Source organism: Phenylobacterium sp., assembly GCF_041691455.1.
In the GTDB taxonomy this organism is placed as follows: domain Bacteria; phylum Pseudomonadota; class Alphaproteobacteria; order Caulobacterales; family Caulobacteraceae; genus Phenylobacterium.
Genome location: NZ_JBEPUO010000005.1, coordinates 155434 through 172374, shown reverse-complemented (window position 1 = coordinate 172374; position 16941 = coordinate 155434). Strand labels below are relative to the sequence as shown.

Here is a 16941-nt window from a genome sequence, read left to right as displayed (position 1 = left end):
CCTATCTCAGGTAATTTCGTCGATGGCTCTGTCGTAAGCCTGTACGGACTGGACTGATATCCTACTCGCAAGCCACTCGGCCTGCCGACGGCTGTCCCTCGGCGCAAGTCGCGGACGACATCATCCTCCGAGATCCGGCCTCCGACGCAAAGCTTAGCGGGCTTCGGCGCGGCGGCGCGCAGACTGCGGCGCCTGGACCGGCAACAGGTCGAAAAGCTCGACTAGGCCCTTCTCGGCGATCCACTCGTAGACCGACTTGCCGGTGTGGTCCGTAGCACCGAACCGCTGGGCGCTCGCGGCAATCAGCTCGAAGGGCGCGCGGTCGCGGTGCAGCTCGTAGCGGCTGAGGGCGTACATCAGCACCGTCGTGCCCTTGTAGTTCGTTCCGTCCACATCGGCGCCGCGGTCGAGCAGGAGCCGGGCGACGTCCATCCGCCCGTTGAAGACCGCGATGATCAGCGCGGTCCAGCCCTTGGGATTGCGCAGGTCGACCGTGTCGATGTGCCGGAGCGCGAGCCAGGCCGCGCCCATGTCGCCGCTCTCACAGGCCGTCCACAGCACCGGGTAGTAGTCCTTGAAGAGCACCACGTCGTTGTCGATCGAGGAGATCCGGAAATAGCCCTCGGTCTCCTCCAGTAGCTGGCCGGGCTTGCGAATGCTGCGGTCGGCGGTGGGCACGGTGCGGGCGATCGACCAGCCGCCATAGCGCGCCATCTGGAACTCGCGGAAGCTGAAGGCGCGGAACTGGTTGTGGATTTCCGCGGCGCTCTTCTTCAGGTCGATGGTCAGGTTGGCGTAGTCGATGGACTTCTTCGAATAGTAGGAGGCCCCCTCCAGAGGCTGGCGGCGCGCGACATAGCTCCCGTCGATCAGCGTGCCGATGTTGCGCAGGAACAGCTTCTTCGTCGCCTCGACGTTCTTCAGATAGAGGTCGCGGACCGTGTCCTCGAAGCCGATCTCCACGTCCCAGCTGTCGATGATGTCGCCGGTGTCGATGCCGTCGTCGATAAGGTGCAGCGTCACGGCCGTCGCCGTCTCGCCGTTGAGGATCGGATGGGCCGAGGTGAAGACACCGCGGTATTTCGGCAGCTTCGAGAAATGGAAGTTGAACAGGCGCCGCGACCGGAACCGGCCGGTCTTGATCAGGGTGTCGAACTCCAGCGACAGCAGCACCAGGTCCTCGACCTCGTAGAGGTCCGCCAGCTCGGCCCGCCGCACGCCCCACTCGGCCGCCCGCCGCGCCAGGGAGGGTTGCCAGCTGTCCTCGCCCGCATCGGCGGCGTTGGGGATGCAGCAGACCGGGTGGTCCGGATAGTGGTCCAGCACGTAGCGCAGGGCGCTGACGGCGTTGTCGTTCTTTCCGGCGACACAGATCAGCGGCTTCATGTCAGGCGAATTCCCGGTCGGTGAGGACCCGCACGTCCTTGCGGGCGACGGGCGCGCCGGACGGCGGCTGATAGGCGGCGCCGGCCAGTCGGAGGTAGTCCAGGCAGCGGCTGCGGAAGCTGAAATCGGGCGTCACCAGGGCGTTGCAGGCGGCCACGACCGCGCGCCGTTCGTCCTCGTGGGCGAGGTAGTGGGCGCAGATCGCCTCCAGCTCGGCCAAGCTGTCATACATCGGGACGGGGCAGTCCGCGCCGAACACCCGGTACAGGTCCGGCTCCGGCGTCCGCTTGGTGACCAGGAGCGCGTTGGAGGACATCACGTCCAGAAGCCGGTACTGGAAGGACTCCGAGATGAGCGACTGCGGCAGGTTCACCGAGATCAGGGACGCGTTGTAGATTTGCAGAAGGTCCTCGTGGCTGCTTGCCCCGGGCCCGGGCCTGAAGGCCGCGAAAACGTCCTGGTTCAGCACCATGGCCCGCGCCCATTCGCGGTTGCCGAACAGGGCCAGGCCATGTGGTGAGAGCCGGCTGACGAGTTCCACGCGCTGACGCGCCGTGACCACGTTCTGCAGCATCGTCTCGAAGGTGCGGAAGGTCATCGGCACCTGGGCGGCCAAGCCCTCGATCACCGCGGCGTGGTCAGCCATCAAGGCTTTGAGATCGCCTGTCGCCTCGATGGCGCGCAGGCAGGCATCAACGATTCCGTACGCTGACGGATTATCCAGCAGCCGCGAGATGAAACCCGCCGTCGTGTTGTCGGTCGGCAGGCTCGCCACCCACGAGATCGGATAGGCCGGGGCGATCGTCTGGCGCGGGAACAGCATTCCGTTGGTGGCAGGCGACAGCAGGCTCACCCGTCCGGCGATCTCGGGGACTTCCGCCAGCAGTTCTCGCTCGAACTGGCTGCCGATGCAGGCGAAGCGGACGTCGAGCCGGAACGCCGCGTAGCGGTCCTGGGCATCATAACGGAACAGGTGGTTGAAGCCGTCGACGATCACGGAGACCACCCGGCCCTCCAGGGCCTCGACGATCTGCGGCAGCAGCAGCGAATTGTTGAACGAGACGGCCGCGGCGTAACCCTGCTCGCGGAGATAGGCCGCCAGCCGGGTCACATCGGTGTCGGCCTTGAACCCGGTCACTATCCCGTCGGCGCTGAAGTCGTTGCCAAGAAAGACATCGACCTCGAAGCCCAGCTGCCCATAGGCCTCGACCACCTCGCGCATATAGGCGTCGATCTTGCGCGCCGACCCCCAGGCATATCCAAAAAACGCGATCTTCATCAGGTTGGTCGGCTCGGCGATGGGCGTGAGGAAGTCCCCACGGGGCGGTTACGGGGCAGCTGGACGTTCAACAGGCGAAGAACTCCCGCAGGCGGGCGATCACGAAGTCGATCTCGCGGTCGGTGTGGGTGGGGTCGAGCGGCAGGCTGAGCAGGGATTTCCCCAGCGCCTCTGCGACCGGATAGTCGCCCGCCGCCCAGCGCCCGGCGTAGCAGGGCTGCAGGTGGACCGGGATCGGATAGTGGATGTTGGTGCCCACCCCGCGCGCGGCGAGGAAGGCCTGGAGTTCGTCGCGCACGCCCGCCGCGCGGACCGGGAAGACGTGCCAGACCGGCTCGGCCCAGGCGCGCACGCCGGGCAGCTCCAGCCCGCGGACATCGGCCAGGCCCAGGAAGTAGCGCAGCGCCAGCTGGCTGCGCCGGGCGTTCCAGGCGTCCAGGTGGTCGAGCTTGGCGGCCAGCACCGCGGCCTGCAGCGGGTCGAGCCGGGAGTTCCGGCCGGGCACCTCGTGGCGGTATTTCTCGCGCGAGCCGTAGTTGGCCAGCGTCCGCACGGCCTCGGCGGTGGCCGGGTCGCCGGTCAGCAGTGCGCCCCCGTCGCCGAGCGCGCCGAGGTTCTTGGTCGGATAGAAGCTGAAGGCCGCCGCGTCGCCGAGCCCGCCGCAGCGCCGGCCCTTGTAGCGCGCGCCGTGCGCCTGGCAGGCGTCTTCCAGGATCTTGATGTCGCGCTTGCCGATCACGGCGCGCAAGGCGTCCATGTCGACGGGATGGCCGTAGAGGTGCACCGGGACGATCGCCCGCGTGCGCTCGGTGACCAGGCCGGCGACCAGGTCCATGTCCATCAGGCCGGTGTCGGGCTCGACGTCGACCAGCACCTGGGTCGCCCCGACCTCGTCGACGGCCAGCGAGGTCGCCACGAAGGTGTGGGCCGGCACGATCACCTCGTCGCCGGGACCGATCCCCCAGGCCTTGAGCGCCAGGACCAGGGCGTCGAGGCCGTTGCCGAGGCCCACCATGTGCTCGGCGCCGCTGTAGAGCGCGAACCGGCCCTCGAAATCGGCGACTTCCGGCCCGCCGATCAGGCAGCCGGAGCGCAGGACGCGCCGCATGGCGAGCTCGATCTCGGGCCCCAGGGCGCGCGACCCGCGGCTGAGGTCGAGGTAGGAGACCGCCGTCACCGGCTCGTCGCCGGCGTCCCAGCGCAGGAAGTCGTCGTGATCGCGGATGTAGTCGGCCTCGTCGTACTCGTCGGACGCCAGCACGATGATCACCGAGTCCTCGGAGAAGTCGCTGAGGTCGCGCCAGCAGCCGGCCGGCACCACCGCGGCTTGGGAAGGCCGGTCGAGCTGCACCGTCTCGGTGCGCCCGTGCTTGGAGATGCTGAGGCTGACGCTGCCGCGCAGGCACAGGAAGCACTGGCGCAACGCCTTGTGCCCGTGCGCGCCGCGGCTCTCGCCGGTCGGCACGTCGCGGATGTAATAGGCCCGGTGGACCGGGAAGCCGATGTGCTTGGAGACCTCGGCGACGCCCAGGATGCCGTTCGGCATCGGAATCGTCTGGAGCTCGATGAGCTGGACGAGCGGGTCCGCGCCGGTGGCGGCCGTCGCCTCGCCTACGCTGTTCGCCCGGGCCTTTCGGGTCTTCGCCACTGATGCCATCCGCCGATCCCCGCGCCGCGGGCGAAGGCCGGCGACACAGGGTCGAGGCTAGGGCGCGCGCGGTTCGGAAATGGTTAACATCGGTGCGGCGAAACGCGCGGTCAGCTCCAGGCGCCGCCGAGGGCGCGGGTCAGGTTAACGCTGGCCTGCAGGCGCCGGGTGTTGAGCTGGATCGCCGACTGCTCGGCGGTGAGCGCCGCGGTCTGGGCGGTGACCACGTCGAGATAGGTGGCGACGCCCTGCTTGTAGCGGATATTGGCCAGTTCCTCGGTGCGCCGCGCGGCTGTCACCGCCTCGGTCTGGTCCTTGGCCTCGATCGCCAGCCGGTTGGCGAGCGCAATCTGGTCTTCCACGTCGCGGAAGGCGTTCAGCACCACGCCGCGGTAGTTGGCGCTGGCCTGGTCGAAGGCGGCGCGCGAGGCGCGCACGCCGGCCTTGCGGCGGCCGCCATCGAAGAGCGCGCCGACCAGCTGCGGCCCGACCATCCAGAAGGTGTTGGGCGCGCTGAGCAGATTGACCCCGCCCGCGGTCTGCCAGCCGGCCGAGCCGTCGAGGGTCAGCGCCGGGAAGAAGGCCGCGCGCGCCACCCCGACGTCGGCGTTGGCCGCCGCGGCGCGGCGCTCGGCGGCGGCGATGTCCGGGCGCCGCTGCAGCAGGACCGAGGGCGCGCTGACCGCCACCCGCGGCTGCGGCAGGGCGGTCCCGACCGGCGCCAGGCTGAAGCTCGAGGCGCTCTCGCCGACCAGGGCGGCGATGGCGTGCTCCATCAGCGCGCGCTGGGCGGCGACGTCGGTGATCTGGGCCTTGGCGGTGGAGAGCTGGGTCTGGGCGCGGGCGACGTCGAGCCCGGTCGCATTGCCGCCGTCGTGCAGGATCTGGGTCAGCTGCAGGGCGCGGGCGTAGGCCGCCACCGTCGCGTCCAGGAGGCGGATCTGGGCGTCCAGACTGCGCAGCGTCAGATAGTCGTCGGCGAGGTCCGCCTGCAGGCTGAGCCGCATGGACCGGAGGTCGGCGCCGCTGGCCTGGGCCCGGTCGCCGGCTCCCGCGGCGAGGTTGCGCAACCGGCCCCAGAGATCGATCTCGTAGGCGACCGAGGCGCCGGCCTGGTTGGTGGAATAGGCGTCCGGCCCGCCGACCCGCAGCGGCGCCTTGTCGGAGCGCCGCGCGCGCTGGGTGGTCGCTGCGCCGTCGATCTCCGGGACCAGGCCGGCGCGGGCCTGGGCCGCCAGGGCGCGGGCCTGATCATAGGCCGCCAACGCGGCGGCGAGGCTGGGATTGGCCTGCTCGGCGCGCGCCTCCAGGCCGTCGAGCACGGGGTCGGCGAACATCGCCCACCACTGGCCGCGCGGCTGGGCGTCGGCCGGCGCGGCCGGGGTCCAGGGCCCCTGCTCCTTGTAGGCGGCGGCGACCGGCGTCGCCGGCGGCGCATAGGCCGGGGCCAGCGAGCAGCCGGCCAGGGCGGCGGCGGTCGCGGCCGTCAGCAGCAGCCTGGCCGTGGCCATGGCTAGCCCCTCGCCTTCTGCGCCGAGGCGCCGGCGATCCGCACCAGGTCGCCGTCGGCCAGAGATTCCGGCGGGTTGTCCACGACCCGGTCGCTGGCCGAAAGGCCGGAGCCGATCTCGACGCTGGAGCCCAGGTCGCGGGCGATGATCACCGGCCGGATCTTCACATGGTTGTCGGCGCCGACGATGGCCACTACCGGGCCGTTGTGGCGGTACTGGATCGCGGTCACCGGGATCTGGGTGGTGCCGGCCGCCGAGGTCAGGCGGAAGGTGACCGTGGCGTAGTCGCCGGACTTGATGCGGCCGTCGGCGTTGTCCAGCTGCAGCTCGACGAGCTCGGCCCCGCTCTGGGCGCCGACCGCCTGGGCGCTGTTGGCGACCACGGCCGTGAATGTCTGGCCGGCAAATTCCGGAACTGTGAGGTCGGCGGCCAGGCCCTTGTGGACCAGGGCGGAGTAGTTCTGCGGCACGCGGACATAGACCCGCAGGCGGCGCTGGTCGGCCACGGTGAACAGGGCCGCGTCCGTCGCGCCGCCCACGGTGATCAGGGCGCCGATGTCGGTGGACCGCGTGGTCACCACCCCGTCGAACGGCGCGGTGATCCGCTTGAAGGATTCCAGCGCCAGCAGGCGGTTGAGGTTGGCCCGCGCGGCGTTGACCAGCGAGCTCTTGGCGGTGAGGTCGCCGAGCTTTTCCTCGGCCTCCTGCTTGGAGACCGCGTCCTGGGCGACCAGGCCTGCCCAGCGCTTGGAGGTGGTGGCCGCCAGGCCCTGGTTGGCCTGGGCGGTGGCCAGGTCGGCGCGGGCCTGCAGCACCTGCTGGTCGAGGTCGGGCGTATCGATGTCGGCCAGCACCTGGCCGGCCTTCACCGGGGTCCCGATGTCCACGTACCAGCGCTTCAGGTAGCCGCTGACGCGGGCGTGGATCGGGGCGGTGTTGAACGCCTGCACGTCGCCCGGCAGCACCAGCTGGCGCTCGCCGCCGCCCTCCACCTTGGCCAGGCCGATGGTCGGGATCGACTGCTCGCGGGTCCAGGTCTTCATGCTCTGGTCGGCGCTGACGCGGGTGACCAGGCCCACGATCACCACGAGCGCGGCGACGCCGGCGACCACCAGGCCGGTCAGCCGCAGGCGGCGCGTCGAGACGGGGGTCGCGGCGGGATCAGGCATAGGACTCTCCGGCGATCGGCTCGGGCGCGACGGCATGGGCCCGGCGGCCGTGCACGAGGCTGAAGACGACGGGCACGAACATCAGGGTGGCGATGGTGGCGAAGATCAGCCCGCCGATCACGGCGCGGCCGAGCGGCGCGTTCTGCTCGCCGCCTTCGCCGAGCCCCAGCGCCATGGGCGCCATGCCGATGATCATGGCGAGCGCGGTCATGACCACCGGGCGGAAGCGGGTGAAGCCGGCCTCGGTCGCCGCCACGACGGCGTCGCCGGTGGCGGCCAGGCGTTCGCGGGCGAAGCTGATCACCAGGATGGAGTTGGCGGTCGCCACGCCCATGCACATGATCGCCCCGGTCAGCGCCGGCACCGAAAGCGTCGTGCCGGTGGCGAACAGGATCCAGACGATCCCAGCCAGCGCGGCCGGCAGCGCGGTGATGATCACGAACGGATCGAGCCACGACTGGAAGTTCACGACGATCAGCAGGTAGATCAGCACGATCGCCGCGGCGAGGCCGAGGAACAGGCCCGTGAAGGCGGTGTTCATGGTCACCATCTGGCCGCGCAGTTCGACCGAGGCGCCCTTTGGCCGATCCTTGGCGGCGTCCTTCAGGATCCTGTCGATGTCCTTGGTCACCGAACCGAGGTCGCGGTCCTGGGTGGTGGCGTAGATGTCGATCACCGGGGCGGCGTTGTAGTGGCTGACCACCGCCGGCGTGCTGTCGCGGGTGATCGCGCCCAGCCCGCCCAGCATCTGTGCCTGGTTGTTCTGGGCGGTGGCGCCGTTGATCGGCACGCCTTCCAGGCCGGAGATCGAGGACAGCCGGTACTCCGGCGTCTGCGCCACGATCGGATAGGAGACCCCGGTCTTCGGGTTCACCCAGAAGGTGGGTGCGCCCTGCGAACTGCCGGCCAGCGTCGTGACCAGGCTGTTGGTCACGTCGCGTTCCGAAAGCCCCAGCTGGGCGATGCGCGCGCGGTCCACATCGACCCGCAGCTCCGGGGCGCCTTCCGGCTGCTGCATGCGCACGTCGGCCAGGCCGCGGACCGCCTTGATCCTGCGCAAGAGGGCGTTGGCGTAGACCCGGTTGGCGGCGGCGTTGGGGCCGGAGACCTGCAGGTCGATCGGGGCCGGCGCGCCGAAGTTCAGGATCTGGCTGACGATATCGGCCGGCAGGAAGGCGAAGACGGTCCCCGGATACTCCCGAGGCAGCACCTCGCGCAGGCGTTTCACATAGGCCGCCGTCGCGTGGTGGTGCGCCTTCAGGCTGACGTAGATGTCGCCGTCCTGCGGGCCGATCACGCCGGAGTTCGAATAGACCATGTTGATGGAGCTGTTCGGGATGCCGATGTTGTCGACGATCGAGCCCAGTTCGTCGGCCGGGATCGCCTGGCGGATCGTCGCCTCGATGCGGCGGAACTCCAGCGAGGTGTCCTCGAGCCGCGTGCCGACCGGCGCGCGGACGTGCAGGGTCATCTGGCCGGCGTCCACCGCCGGGAAGAAGTTCGAGCCCAGGAACGGCGCGAGGCCGAAGGACAGCACCACCACCGCCATGAAGCCGATCAGGAACGGCCGCCTCGCGCCCATCGCCATCGCCAGGAGCTCGCTGTAGACGCTGCGGACCCGGGCGAACCCGGCCTCGAACCGCCGCTGGAACCGCGCGAAGGGGTTGCGCGGCGGGGCGTCGTGCCCGTCCTGCGAATGCGGCCTCAGCAGGTACATCGCCATGGTCGGCACGAGCGTCCGCGACAAGACGAAGGAAGCGATCATCGCGAACACCACCGACATCGCCATGGGCACGAACAGGAAGCCCGCCACGCCCTTCAGCATGAACATCGGCACGAAGACGATGCAGATGCAGAGCAGCGAGACGAAGGCCGGCGTCACGATCTGATTGGCGCCGTCGAGGATCGCGGTCCGGACGTCCTTGCCGTGCTCCAGGTGCCAGTTGATGTTCTCGATGGTCACCGTCGCATCGTCCACCAGGATGCCGACGGCCAGCGCCAGACCGCCCAGGGTCATGATGTTCAGCGTCTGGCCGCTCACCGACAGCGCCGCGATGGCGGCCAGCACGGCCAGCGGGATCGAGACCGCGATGATCGCCGTCGAGCGCCAGCTGCCGAGGAACAGCAGGATCATCAGGCTGGTGAGCGCCGCGGCGATGGCGCCTTCCTTGACCACGCTGGAGATCGCGCCCTTCACGAACAGCGACTGGTCGTTGAGCGCGGTGATCTTGAAGGTCGAGGGCAGCTGCTCCTTCAGGCCGGGCAGCTTGTCCTTGACGCCCTGGACCACCGCCAGCGTCGAGGCCGAGCCGTTCTTCAGGATCGTCGACAGCACCGCGCGGCCGCCGTCCACGTGGACGATGTTGGTTTGCGGCGGGGCGCCGTCGCGCACCTGGCCCACATCGTGGACGAAGATGGTGGCGCCGTTCACCGTCTTGATCGGCAGGTTGTTGAGGTCCTCGATGGTCTCGGCAGCGTCGTTGAGCCGCACGTTGTACTGATAGGAGCCGATCTTCACGAAACCGACCGGCAGGATCTGGTTCTGGGCGGCCAGAGCGGCGGTCACGTCGCTGGCCGAGATGCCCTTCGACTGCAGCGCCTGCGGGTCGAGGTCGATCTGGATCTGGCGCAGCTGGCCGCCATAGGGATAGGGCGTGGCCGCGCCCGGCACGGTGGTGATCGCCGGCCGGATCACCACCTGGCTCAGGTCGAACAGCTTCTGCTCGGAGAGCGTCTTGTCGGAATCGGCGAGTTGCAGGATCGGCACGGTGGCGGCCGAGTAGTTGAGCACCAGCGGCGGCGTCACCCCGGCCGGCATCTGGCGGATGGAGGTCTGGGCGGTGGAGGTGACCTGGGCGGTGGCGGTGCGGATGTCGATGCCGGGCTGGAAGTAGATCTTCACGATCCCGATGCCGTTCACCGACTGGCTCTCGGTGTGCTCCACGTCGTTGACCGTGGTCGTCAGGAACCGCTCGAACTGGGTGACGATCCGGTTGGACATCTCCCCCGGCGACAGGCCCGCGAAGTTGAACGCCACGCCGATCACCGGGACCCTGATCTCGGGGAAGATGTCGGTGGGGGTCCGGAACGCCGCCATCACCCCGAAGATCATGATGAGCACGGCCATCACGATGAAGGTGTAGGGGCGGGAGAGCGCGATACGGACGATAGCGTTCAAGCGACTGGGCTCCAGCGGGAAGCGCGGGCGTTCTTGAACCCAGTCCGGCCTCGGAGGCCAATGAAGATAGTTTTAAGTTGCGCCCGCCGCCGCGCCCTCCAGGCCCCGCGGCCAGCAATGCAGGGTCACCCGCAGCCCCGGCCGGGCGTCGCCCAGCACCAGGGTGAAATGGTGCAGCCGGGCGATGGCGGTGACGATGCTGAGGCCGAGACCCGAGCCCGGCTCGTTGGCCGTGCGCTTGGCGCGGTAGAAGCGCTGCAGGACCGCCTCGCGGTCGGCCTCGGCGACGCCAGGGCCATTGTCGCTGACCTCGATGCTGGGACCTTCCGCCTTCGCCGTGAGACGCAGCCGCACCGCGCCGCCGCGCGGGGTGAATTTCAGGGCGTTGTCCACCAGGTTGCTGACCGCCTCGAAGAGCAGGGTCGGGTCGGCCGACACCGGCGGCGCCTCGGGCGCGATCTCGGCGTGCAAGGCGACCCCGCGGTCCTCCGCCAGCGGCTCGTGCAGCTCGACCACATGCTCCAGGATGGCCTGCAGGCGCACCGGCTCGAAGAAAGCCTGCCGGTCGCGGCGCTCGATCTCGCCGATCCGCTGCAAGGCCCGGAAGCGGGCCAGGAGCTCGTCGGTCTCGGCCAGCGCCTGGTCGATCATCTGCCGCTCGCCGCCCTCCAGCTTCGTCCCCTGGCTGACCCGGTAGAGCAGCGCCCGCAGGCGGTTGAGCGGCGTGCGCAGGTCATGGGCGACGTTCTCGCCGACGCTCTTCACCTCCCAGAGCAGGCGCTCGCTCTCGTCCATCATGGCGTTGGCGACACCGGCCAGCATGTCGATCTCGTCGCGGCGGGGCGACACCGGCAGGCGCACGCCGAGCTGGCCCTCCAGCGCCGCCCGGCTGGCGTCGCGCAGCGCATCGATCCGGCGCAGGGGCACGAGGCTCAGCGCCGCGGCCGCGGCCAGGCCGAAGATCAGGATCAGCACCCCGCTCACCGCCAACGCGTTGATCATGATGGTGCGCAGGCCGGTCAGCACCAGGGCGTCGTGGCCGACGAACAGCACCTCGCCCCAGGGCAGGCGGGTCACCGAGGCTCGCGCGCCCGGCTGCAGGCCCTTCTCGTGCAGATCGCGGGGCTTGCCGTCGATCGGCAGGTCGAGCGGCAGGGCGCGGACGTTGCCGGCGATCCAGATGCCCTCTTCCGAGAAGAGCCCGTAGTACTCGATGTGCCGGCTGTCGGAGGCGACGGCCTGGTTGACCCGCTCCGGCAGCTTCTCGGCGCCGCCGAGCCTCAACGCCTTGGCCTCGCTGACCACGATGCCGTCGATCTGCCGGGCGAGGTATCCGGCGGTCTGCAGATAGATCAGGCCCAGCAAGGCCATCAGCGCGAGCGCGAACACCCCGCCGTTCAGCAGCGTCAGGCGGAACGGCGTGGTGCGCCAAAGCTCACGCGGGCGCATTGAGCGCGTACCCCGAGCCGCGGATGGTGTGGATCAACGGCGCCAGTCCCGGCCGGTCGATCTTGCGGCGCAGGCGTCCCAGATGGACGTCGATCAGGTTGGTGCCCGGGTCGAAGTGATAGCCCCAGATCGCCTCGAAGATCATCGTGCGGGTGAGGATCTGGCCGGAGTTGCGCATCATGAACTCCAGCAGCTTGTACTCGGTCGGCATCAGCCGGATCTCCTGCCCGCCGCGGTGCGCCGTGCGGGTGATGAGATCGAGATCGAGGTCGGCGACCGCCAGGCTCATCTGGCGCGGCGCGGCCTCGCGGCGGCGCAGCAGCACCTCCAGGCGCGCGGCGAGCTCCTCCGAGGCGAAGGGCTTGGTCATGTAGTCGTCGCCGCCGGCCCGGAGCCCGCGGATCCGCTCGTCGACGTCGCTCAGCGCGCTGATCATCAGCACCGGGATGTCGACCTCGGCGCCGCGCATGACGGTGACGATCGCCAGCCCGTCCATCCGCGGCAGCATGCGGTCGAGGATGACGGCGTCGAAATCGCCGCTCACCGCGCGGGCCAGGCCGTCGCTGCCGTCGGCCACCCACTCGACCTCGAACCCGTGCTGCTCGAGCTCCGCCACGATCTCCCGGCCGGTGGTGGCGTCGTCTTCGATCGCCAGGATCTTCGGCATCGCGTTTCCACCTGCGGGCTGCCTCGCCGCGGATTGGTCGCCACGAGCAGAGCCCGGCGTCAAGTGCGAGGCCGTAAACCCGAGCCGCCTGGCTAGTGTCGGGGCGCGTCTTCCTTCCCGGAAACCGGCGGCGCCGGCTCTACGGATCGCCGCTCGTCGCCGCCCACGATCAGGTCGCCGAATTCGGCGTCATCCTGCAACGGCGCCGGCCGCCGCCCGCGCCCGGCCGCCGGCTCCCAGCTCCGCGAGAGGCCAAGCACGGCCATGGCCTCTTCGCGCGACAGGCTGGCGAGCGAGGCCGCGAGGCTCGCCTTGGCGGCTTCGTTCGGTGCGGGCCGCAGGTCGCCGGCGAACAGGTAGCCGCGGCCATGGATGGTGACGATGTAACGCTCGTCGACGCCCAGCGCCCGGCGGATGGCCGCGATCTGGACGTGGAGATTGTTCTCCTCGACGATAAGGCCGCCCCAGACCCGTTGCATCAGCTCGTCCTTGGTGACCACCGCCGAGGCGGACTGGATCAGGGTGGCCAGCACGTCGAAGGCCCGGCTGGTCAGCGCGATGCGGCCCTCGGCCCGCGACAGGGTGCGTAGGCGCAACGAGAGCCGGAAGGGCCCAAACGACACGTCCTGCACGCCGGCGAAGCTCATCGTCCCTCCTTCGGCGAGCGCCTCAGGTGACACGGCGGCGGGACTACGGAAGATCGTGACGCCCCAACACCGTCTGCTCGCCTGCATAACCCAGATCGCCGATCTTGGCGATTCCGCGGCAGAGTTCGTTGGGATTCTCGACAATTCGATTCAGAAAGATTCAGAATTCAGCCTGTGGACAAGGTGAAAATACCTACACACAATCATCGTGAACTTACCTTGCTGCGCCTAACACAACAACGTGATCTCTCTAATAAAGTTCATCGAAACACTGTCATCATCCGATGAGTCATCAATATAACTCTCGGTAGAGTCGAATACAGTACCGTTAATGGGCCCGCTATTTTAAGGCGAGCCATTCGGAGTTGGCGTCCGTACGTTGGCGGACGCGTGGTGGGCTCGCGTTCAAGTAAAGCGACACTCCCTTGGCCGGCGCGGCTTCAAGCGCGCCGCGGGGCCCGCCTGCTTCTCCCATGGCCTGCCGGCGCGAGGCCGAGCCCTCAGTCATCGCTCCCGGACGCCCGGGGAGAAGGAGATCCGCATGGCCACGACAACCAAGAGCCGCCCGGCGACCCGCACCGCGGCCAAGGCCGAGACCAACGCCGCGGCGAGCGCTGTCGTGAAGAACACGGCGATCACCATCAACCGGCAGCGCATCCCAGAGACGATCGACTTCCTGAGCGACGCCGGCCTCAAGCTCGGCGCCCAGCTGCAGCCGTTCCGCGCCGCGGCGGTGAGCAAGGTTTTCCTGGGGCTTTCGCAGATCAAGACCAGCCTCGGCGATATCACCAAGGCGCTCGCCGGACCCGGCCTGCCGGCGCAGATCGTCGGCGTCCTGCATGAGCCGGACGGGCTTCCGGCCCGCCAGGTCCAGATCACCTTCGATCCCACGCCGCTGGGCGGCAAGCCGCCGGCGACCATGGTGCTGACCAGCGATTCCGGCGGCTTCACCCTGCCGATGCCGTCCGGCGCCCTGATCCCCAAGACGGGGATCTCCCTCACCGTGCACGGCGCGAGCGGCAACGCCGCGGTGACCGTCCCGGCCGCCCAGATCGCCGCCAACGGCCTGATCGGGGTGGTCAAGCTTCCGACCCATCTCGATCCCCTGCCCGTCAGCATCCTGGCGGCCCTGAAGGACCTCCTGCCGCCGCTTAGCGATCCCGCCGATCCGGCGGCTCCAAGTTCGTCGCAACTGCCGTCGGTGAAGATCGGCGAGGCCGGCCCCTGTCAGCAGGAATACAGCGCCGCCAACTCGATCGACTCCTTCCCCTTCGGGGTCTTCGTGCGCCTGGTCGAGCCGCAGCTCTCCATCGTCAACGAGATCCAGTGGGTGCGCGTGGTGAACGGTGGCGACCGCTTCCTGCCGTTGCCGGTCTACACGACCGGGAAGCCCTTCGCGGGCGCCGGCACCGTGACCGCCTACGCCGACCGCGTGCCGGTCGAGCAGCCGCTCAGCGTCGACGGCTTCCGCGACCAGATCATGGGCCTGGAATCGAACGGCGTGTTCGGCTCCGACGAGACCATCCCGACGGCCGCCACCCTGGGCCTCGGCTATATCCTGGAGATGCAGCAGGAGTGGACCTTCGCCGGCGTCGGCCTGGGCGATCTGGTCTATTCCCTGCCGCTGGCGCCCGGCGAGCAGCAGCAGATCGCGGTCTTCGAACGCACCGACACCTCGGCGGTGACCGAGAGCGAGTTCTTCAGCGAGAGCGAGGCCCAGCAGCAGTCCGCCGTGGCCGACACCTCGACGCTGGCCACCTTCAACTCCGCCTTCCAGGAAGCCTCGCGCGGCGGCAGCTCCTTCCAGACGGAGTCGTCCAACGCCGGTTTCAGCTTCCCGCTGTTCGGCGGCGGCGGCGCCTCGCAGTCCAGCGGCAGCAGCGAGAGCTGGCTGCAGGGCCAGCGCAACATGACCCAGGCCGCGGCGGAGGCCACCCACTCGGCGTCCGCGAACCAGGCCTCGGCCCGGCGCACCGCCTCGCGCACCGGCATGCGGCTGGCGACGTCAAGCGAGCACGAGTCGGTGACCACCAAGACAATCACCAACCACAACCACGCCCACGCGCTGACGATGCAGTACTGGCAGGTGCTCCGGAATTACAATGTCACCACCAAGATCGACGGCCTGACGCTCTGCTGCCTGGTGCCGATGCAGATCGTGCGCTTCATGCCCCCGGGCCAGCCGCTCGTGCTGACCAATGTCACCACCCTGACCCGTCCGAACGTGCTGGCGCGCTACCAGGCGCTGATCAAGCACCTGGACGTCCTGAGAAAGGCCGTGCCGAGAGAATTTCAGTACGGTCTGACGCTGCTGGCTCAATTCGCCGCGGATCCCACCGCCTCGGTGGACCCGGCCGGCGGCGTCGCCGAAGACGTGATCAGCTTCAAGATGCAGGGCAGGTTCCTGCCGGGCGAGACCATCTCGGTGCGTGCGGTCACCCGCCGCAACACCCGGGTCGGGCCGGTGCAGCTGACACCCCCCGCGCCGCTCCTCATCCCGCAGGACAAGTTCGCCGACCGCGACGAACTGATCGCCTGGCTGCTGCAGCAACGGCAGTCCCCCGCGGGCGTCTTGCTGGCCGGCAACCTCGCCCTGCCGCAGTCGATGAACCGCGCCGACATCGTGGGCTTCGAGATCCTGCGCAGCTTCTCGAACATCTCCTACACGCTGATCTCCCAGGAGATGGCCTCGCTGAACGCGCTCGACAGCGAGTTCGGCAGCACCATCGGCAGCTGGATCGAGAGCGCCATCGACGCGACCGCGGGGCCCGCCTACCGGACGCGGCACACGATCACGCTCTCGCCGCGCGACCTGGAAAACGCCGTCGGCGGGCCGCAGCTGCAGCACTTCACCGCCTTCATCATCGAGTTCGACGGCGGCGGGAATATCGTCAGCACCCCGGCCAACGAGACCTATGCCAACGATAGCCTCGGCAACGTCGAGCTGCCGCCCCAGCCCTATCCGGTGCCGGCGATGCAGATCGGTCCGGTGCTTCGCTACAGCGACGTGCTCGAGGTCGAAAAGGCGATGCACCACATCGTGCGCAACACGACGCACTACTCCAAGGCGATGTGGTCCTCCCTGTCGGTGGAGGAGCGGGCGATCATGCTCGACGCCTTCACCATCGGGGTGCCCTCGAACGGCATCGCCGACCCCAGCCAGATGGTCCCGCTGCTCAACTGCGTGGAAAACCGCCTGCTCGGCTTCTTCGGCAATTCGATGATCCTGCCGTTCCGCATCCCGCAGGTCGCCCAGGCCAACGCCGACGGCCAGGACGAGGTGCTCGGCCTCGACCAGGGCGAGATCGAGCGCGCGCTCCTGGCCTACCAGCAATCCGGCTTCCAGCCGCCCACCTCGGTCATCTCGCTGCCGACCCACGGCGTGCTCGGCGAGGCCGTGCTCGGCTGCTGCCCGTCGGCCGAGAAGATCGACCTGACGCGGTTCTGGAACTGGCAGGACGCGCCGGCCGACGCCGCTCCGACCATTGCGCCGGTGTCGCTGCCGACCGGCTCGGCCTCGCTCACGGCGGGGCTGACGGCGCCCAACTCCCTGACCAACCTTCCCGGCCTGATCAACAATGTGCTGACCGCGCCGGCCCCCAATACCGGCCTCCTGCAGTCGCTCGGCCAGAACTTCGCCAGCCAGAAGGACTTCGACACCGCCCTCACCGGCGCGACCCAGCTGGCCTCGCTCCTGACCAACACCCAGAACGTCGCTTCCCAGGCGCGGTCCGACGCCGTGAAGGCCAACATGGCCTTCCAGCAGCAGGCCATGAACACGCTCGGCGGCCTGGTCACCGGCAAGGCGGGCGGCGGCGGCGCGGCGGGCGGCAAAGGCAAGGGCAAGGCGGGCGGCGGCGGCGCGGCGGGCGGCAAAGGCAAGGGCAAGAAAGGCGGCGGCGACTCGTCCGGCGACTCCTCGGCCGGATCCGACGCCTCCTCCGCCCTCAGCACCATCGCTCCCCTGATCCTCACGGCGCTGCTCTAGGCCGCGGGCCGAGGCGCAG

10 protein-coding genes are annotated in these 16941 nt (G+C 69.3%); 1 reads left to right on the top strand and 9 read right to left on the bottom strand.

The genetic code is table 11. The annotated features are described in order from the left end of the window. Positions 1-153 precede the first annotated feature (153 nt). The 9 genes from ACESMY_RS10395 to ACESMY_RS10355 all read right to left on the bottom strand — a co-directional run bounded on the left by ACESMY_RS10395 (position 154) and on the right by ACESMY_RS10355 (position 12934). Positions 154-1386 carry a formyltransferase family protein gene (locus ACESMY_RS10395; RefSeq protein WP_372784514.1) on the bottom strand — a complete coding sequence of 411 codons (1233 nt, stop codon included), beginning with the start codon at positions 1384-1386 and terminating at the stop codon, positions 154-156. 1 nt (position 1387) lies between these two features. Next, the gene (locus tag ACESMY_RS10390) at positions 1388-2665 is read right to left on the bottom strand and encodes a glycosyltransferase (protein ID WP_372784513.1); all 1278 of its coding nucleotides are present in this window, start codon (positions 2663-2665) and stop codon (positions 1388-1390) included. 67 nt (positions 2666-2732) lie between these two features. Beyond that, the gene (locus tag ACESMY_RS10385; RefSeq protein WP_372784512.1) at positions 2733-4313 is read right to left on the bottom strand and encodes a DegT/DnrJ/EryC1/StrS family aminotransferase; all 1581 of its coding nucleotides are present in this window, start codon (positions 4311-4313) and stop codon (positions 2733-2735) included. A gap of 110 nt (positions 4314-4423) precedes the next feature. After that, entirely contained in the window at positions 4424-5824 is a 1401-nt protein-coding gene (locus ACESMY_RS10380; RefSeq protein WP_372784511.1) for an efflux transporter outer membrane subunit, read from the bottom strand. A gap of 2 nt (positions 5825-5826) precedes the next feature. Continuing rightward, on the bottom strand, positions 5827-6993 hold the full coding sequence (locus ACESMY_RS10375; RefSeq protein WP_372784510.1) for an efflux RND transporter periplasmic adaptor subunit: 1167 nt from the start codon (positions 6991-6993) through the stop codon (positions 5827-5829). Further along, entirely contained in the window at positions 6986-10171 is a 3186-nt protein-coding gene (locus tag ACESMY_RS10370; RefSeq protein WP_372784509.1) for an efflux RND transporter permease subunit, read from the bottom strand. The genes ACESMY_RS10375 and ACESMY_RS10370 overlap by 8 nt, the downstream gene beginning before the upstream one ends. A gap of 72 nt (positions 10172-10243) precedes the next feature. After that, positions 10244-11620, bottom strand: a complete 1377-nt coding sequence (locus tag ACESMY_RS10365; RefSeq protein ID WP_372784508.1) for a sensor histidine kinase — start codon at positions 11618-11620, stop codon at positions 10244-10246. Continuing rightward, on the bottom strand, positions 11607-12287 hold the full coding sequence (locus tag ACESMY_RS10360; RefSeq protein ID WP_372784507.1) for a response regulator transcription factor: 681 nt from the start codon (positions 12285-12287) through the stop codon (positions 11607-11609). Before ACESMY_RS10360 ends, ACESMY_RS10365 begins: the two co-directional genes overlap by 14 nt. A 92-nt stretch (positions 12288-12379) precedes the next feature. Continuing rightward, a complete protein-coding gene (locus ACESMY_RS10355) occupies positions 12380-12934 on the bottom strand; it encodes a transcriptional regulator (RefSeq protein WP_372784506.1) in 555 nt (184 codons plus the stop codon). A gap of 541 nt (positions 12935-13475) precedes the next feature. Between ACESMY_RS10355 and ACESMY_RS10350 the strand changes: the two genes are divergently transcribed. Next, entirely contained in the window at positions 13476-16922 is a 3447-nt protein-coding gene (locus ACESMY_RS10350) for a hypothetical protein (protein ID WP_372784505.1), read from the top strand. Positions 16923-16941: the final 19 nt, after the last annotated feature.

Excerpts from the sequence above, each read along its gene's own strand:
- ACESMY_RS10395 (WP_372784514.1), bottom strand. The coding sequence starts at position 1,386 with ATGAAGCCGCTGATCTGTGTCGCCGGAAAGAACGACAACGCCGTCAGC.
- ACESMY_RS10390 (WP_372784513.1), bottom strand. The coding sequence starts at position 2,665 with ATGAAGATCGCGTTTTTTGGATATGCCTGGGGGTCGGCGCGCAAGATC.
- ACESMY_RS10380 (WP_372784511.1), bottom strand. The coding sequence starts at position 5,824 with ATGGCCACGGCCAGGCTGCTGCTGACGGCCGCGACCGCCGCCGCCCTG.
- ACESMY_RS10375 (WP_372784510.1), bottom strand. The coding sequence starts at position 6,993 with ATGCCTGATCCCGCCGCGACCCCCGTCTCGACGCGCCGCCTGCGGCTG.
- ACESMY_RS10365 (WP_372784508.1), bottom strand. The coding sequence starts at position 11,620 with ATGCGCCCGCGTGAGCTTTGGCGCACCACGCCGTTCCGCCTGACGCTG.
- ACESMY_RS10360 (WP_372784507.1), bottom strand. The coding sequence starts at position 12,287 with ATGCCGAAGATCCTGGCGATCGAAGACGACGCCACCACCGGCCGGGAG.
- ACESMY_RS10355 (WP_372784506.1), bottom strand. The coding sequence starts at position 12,934 with ATGAGCTTCGCCGGCGTGCAGGACGTGTCGTTTGGGCCCTTCCGGCTC.
- ACESMY_RS10350 (WP_372784505.1), top strand. The coding sequence starts at position 13,476 with ATGGCCACGACAACCAAGAGCCGCCCGGCGACCCGCACCGCGGCCAAG.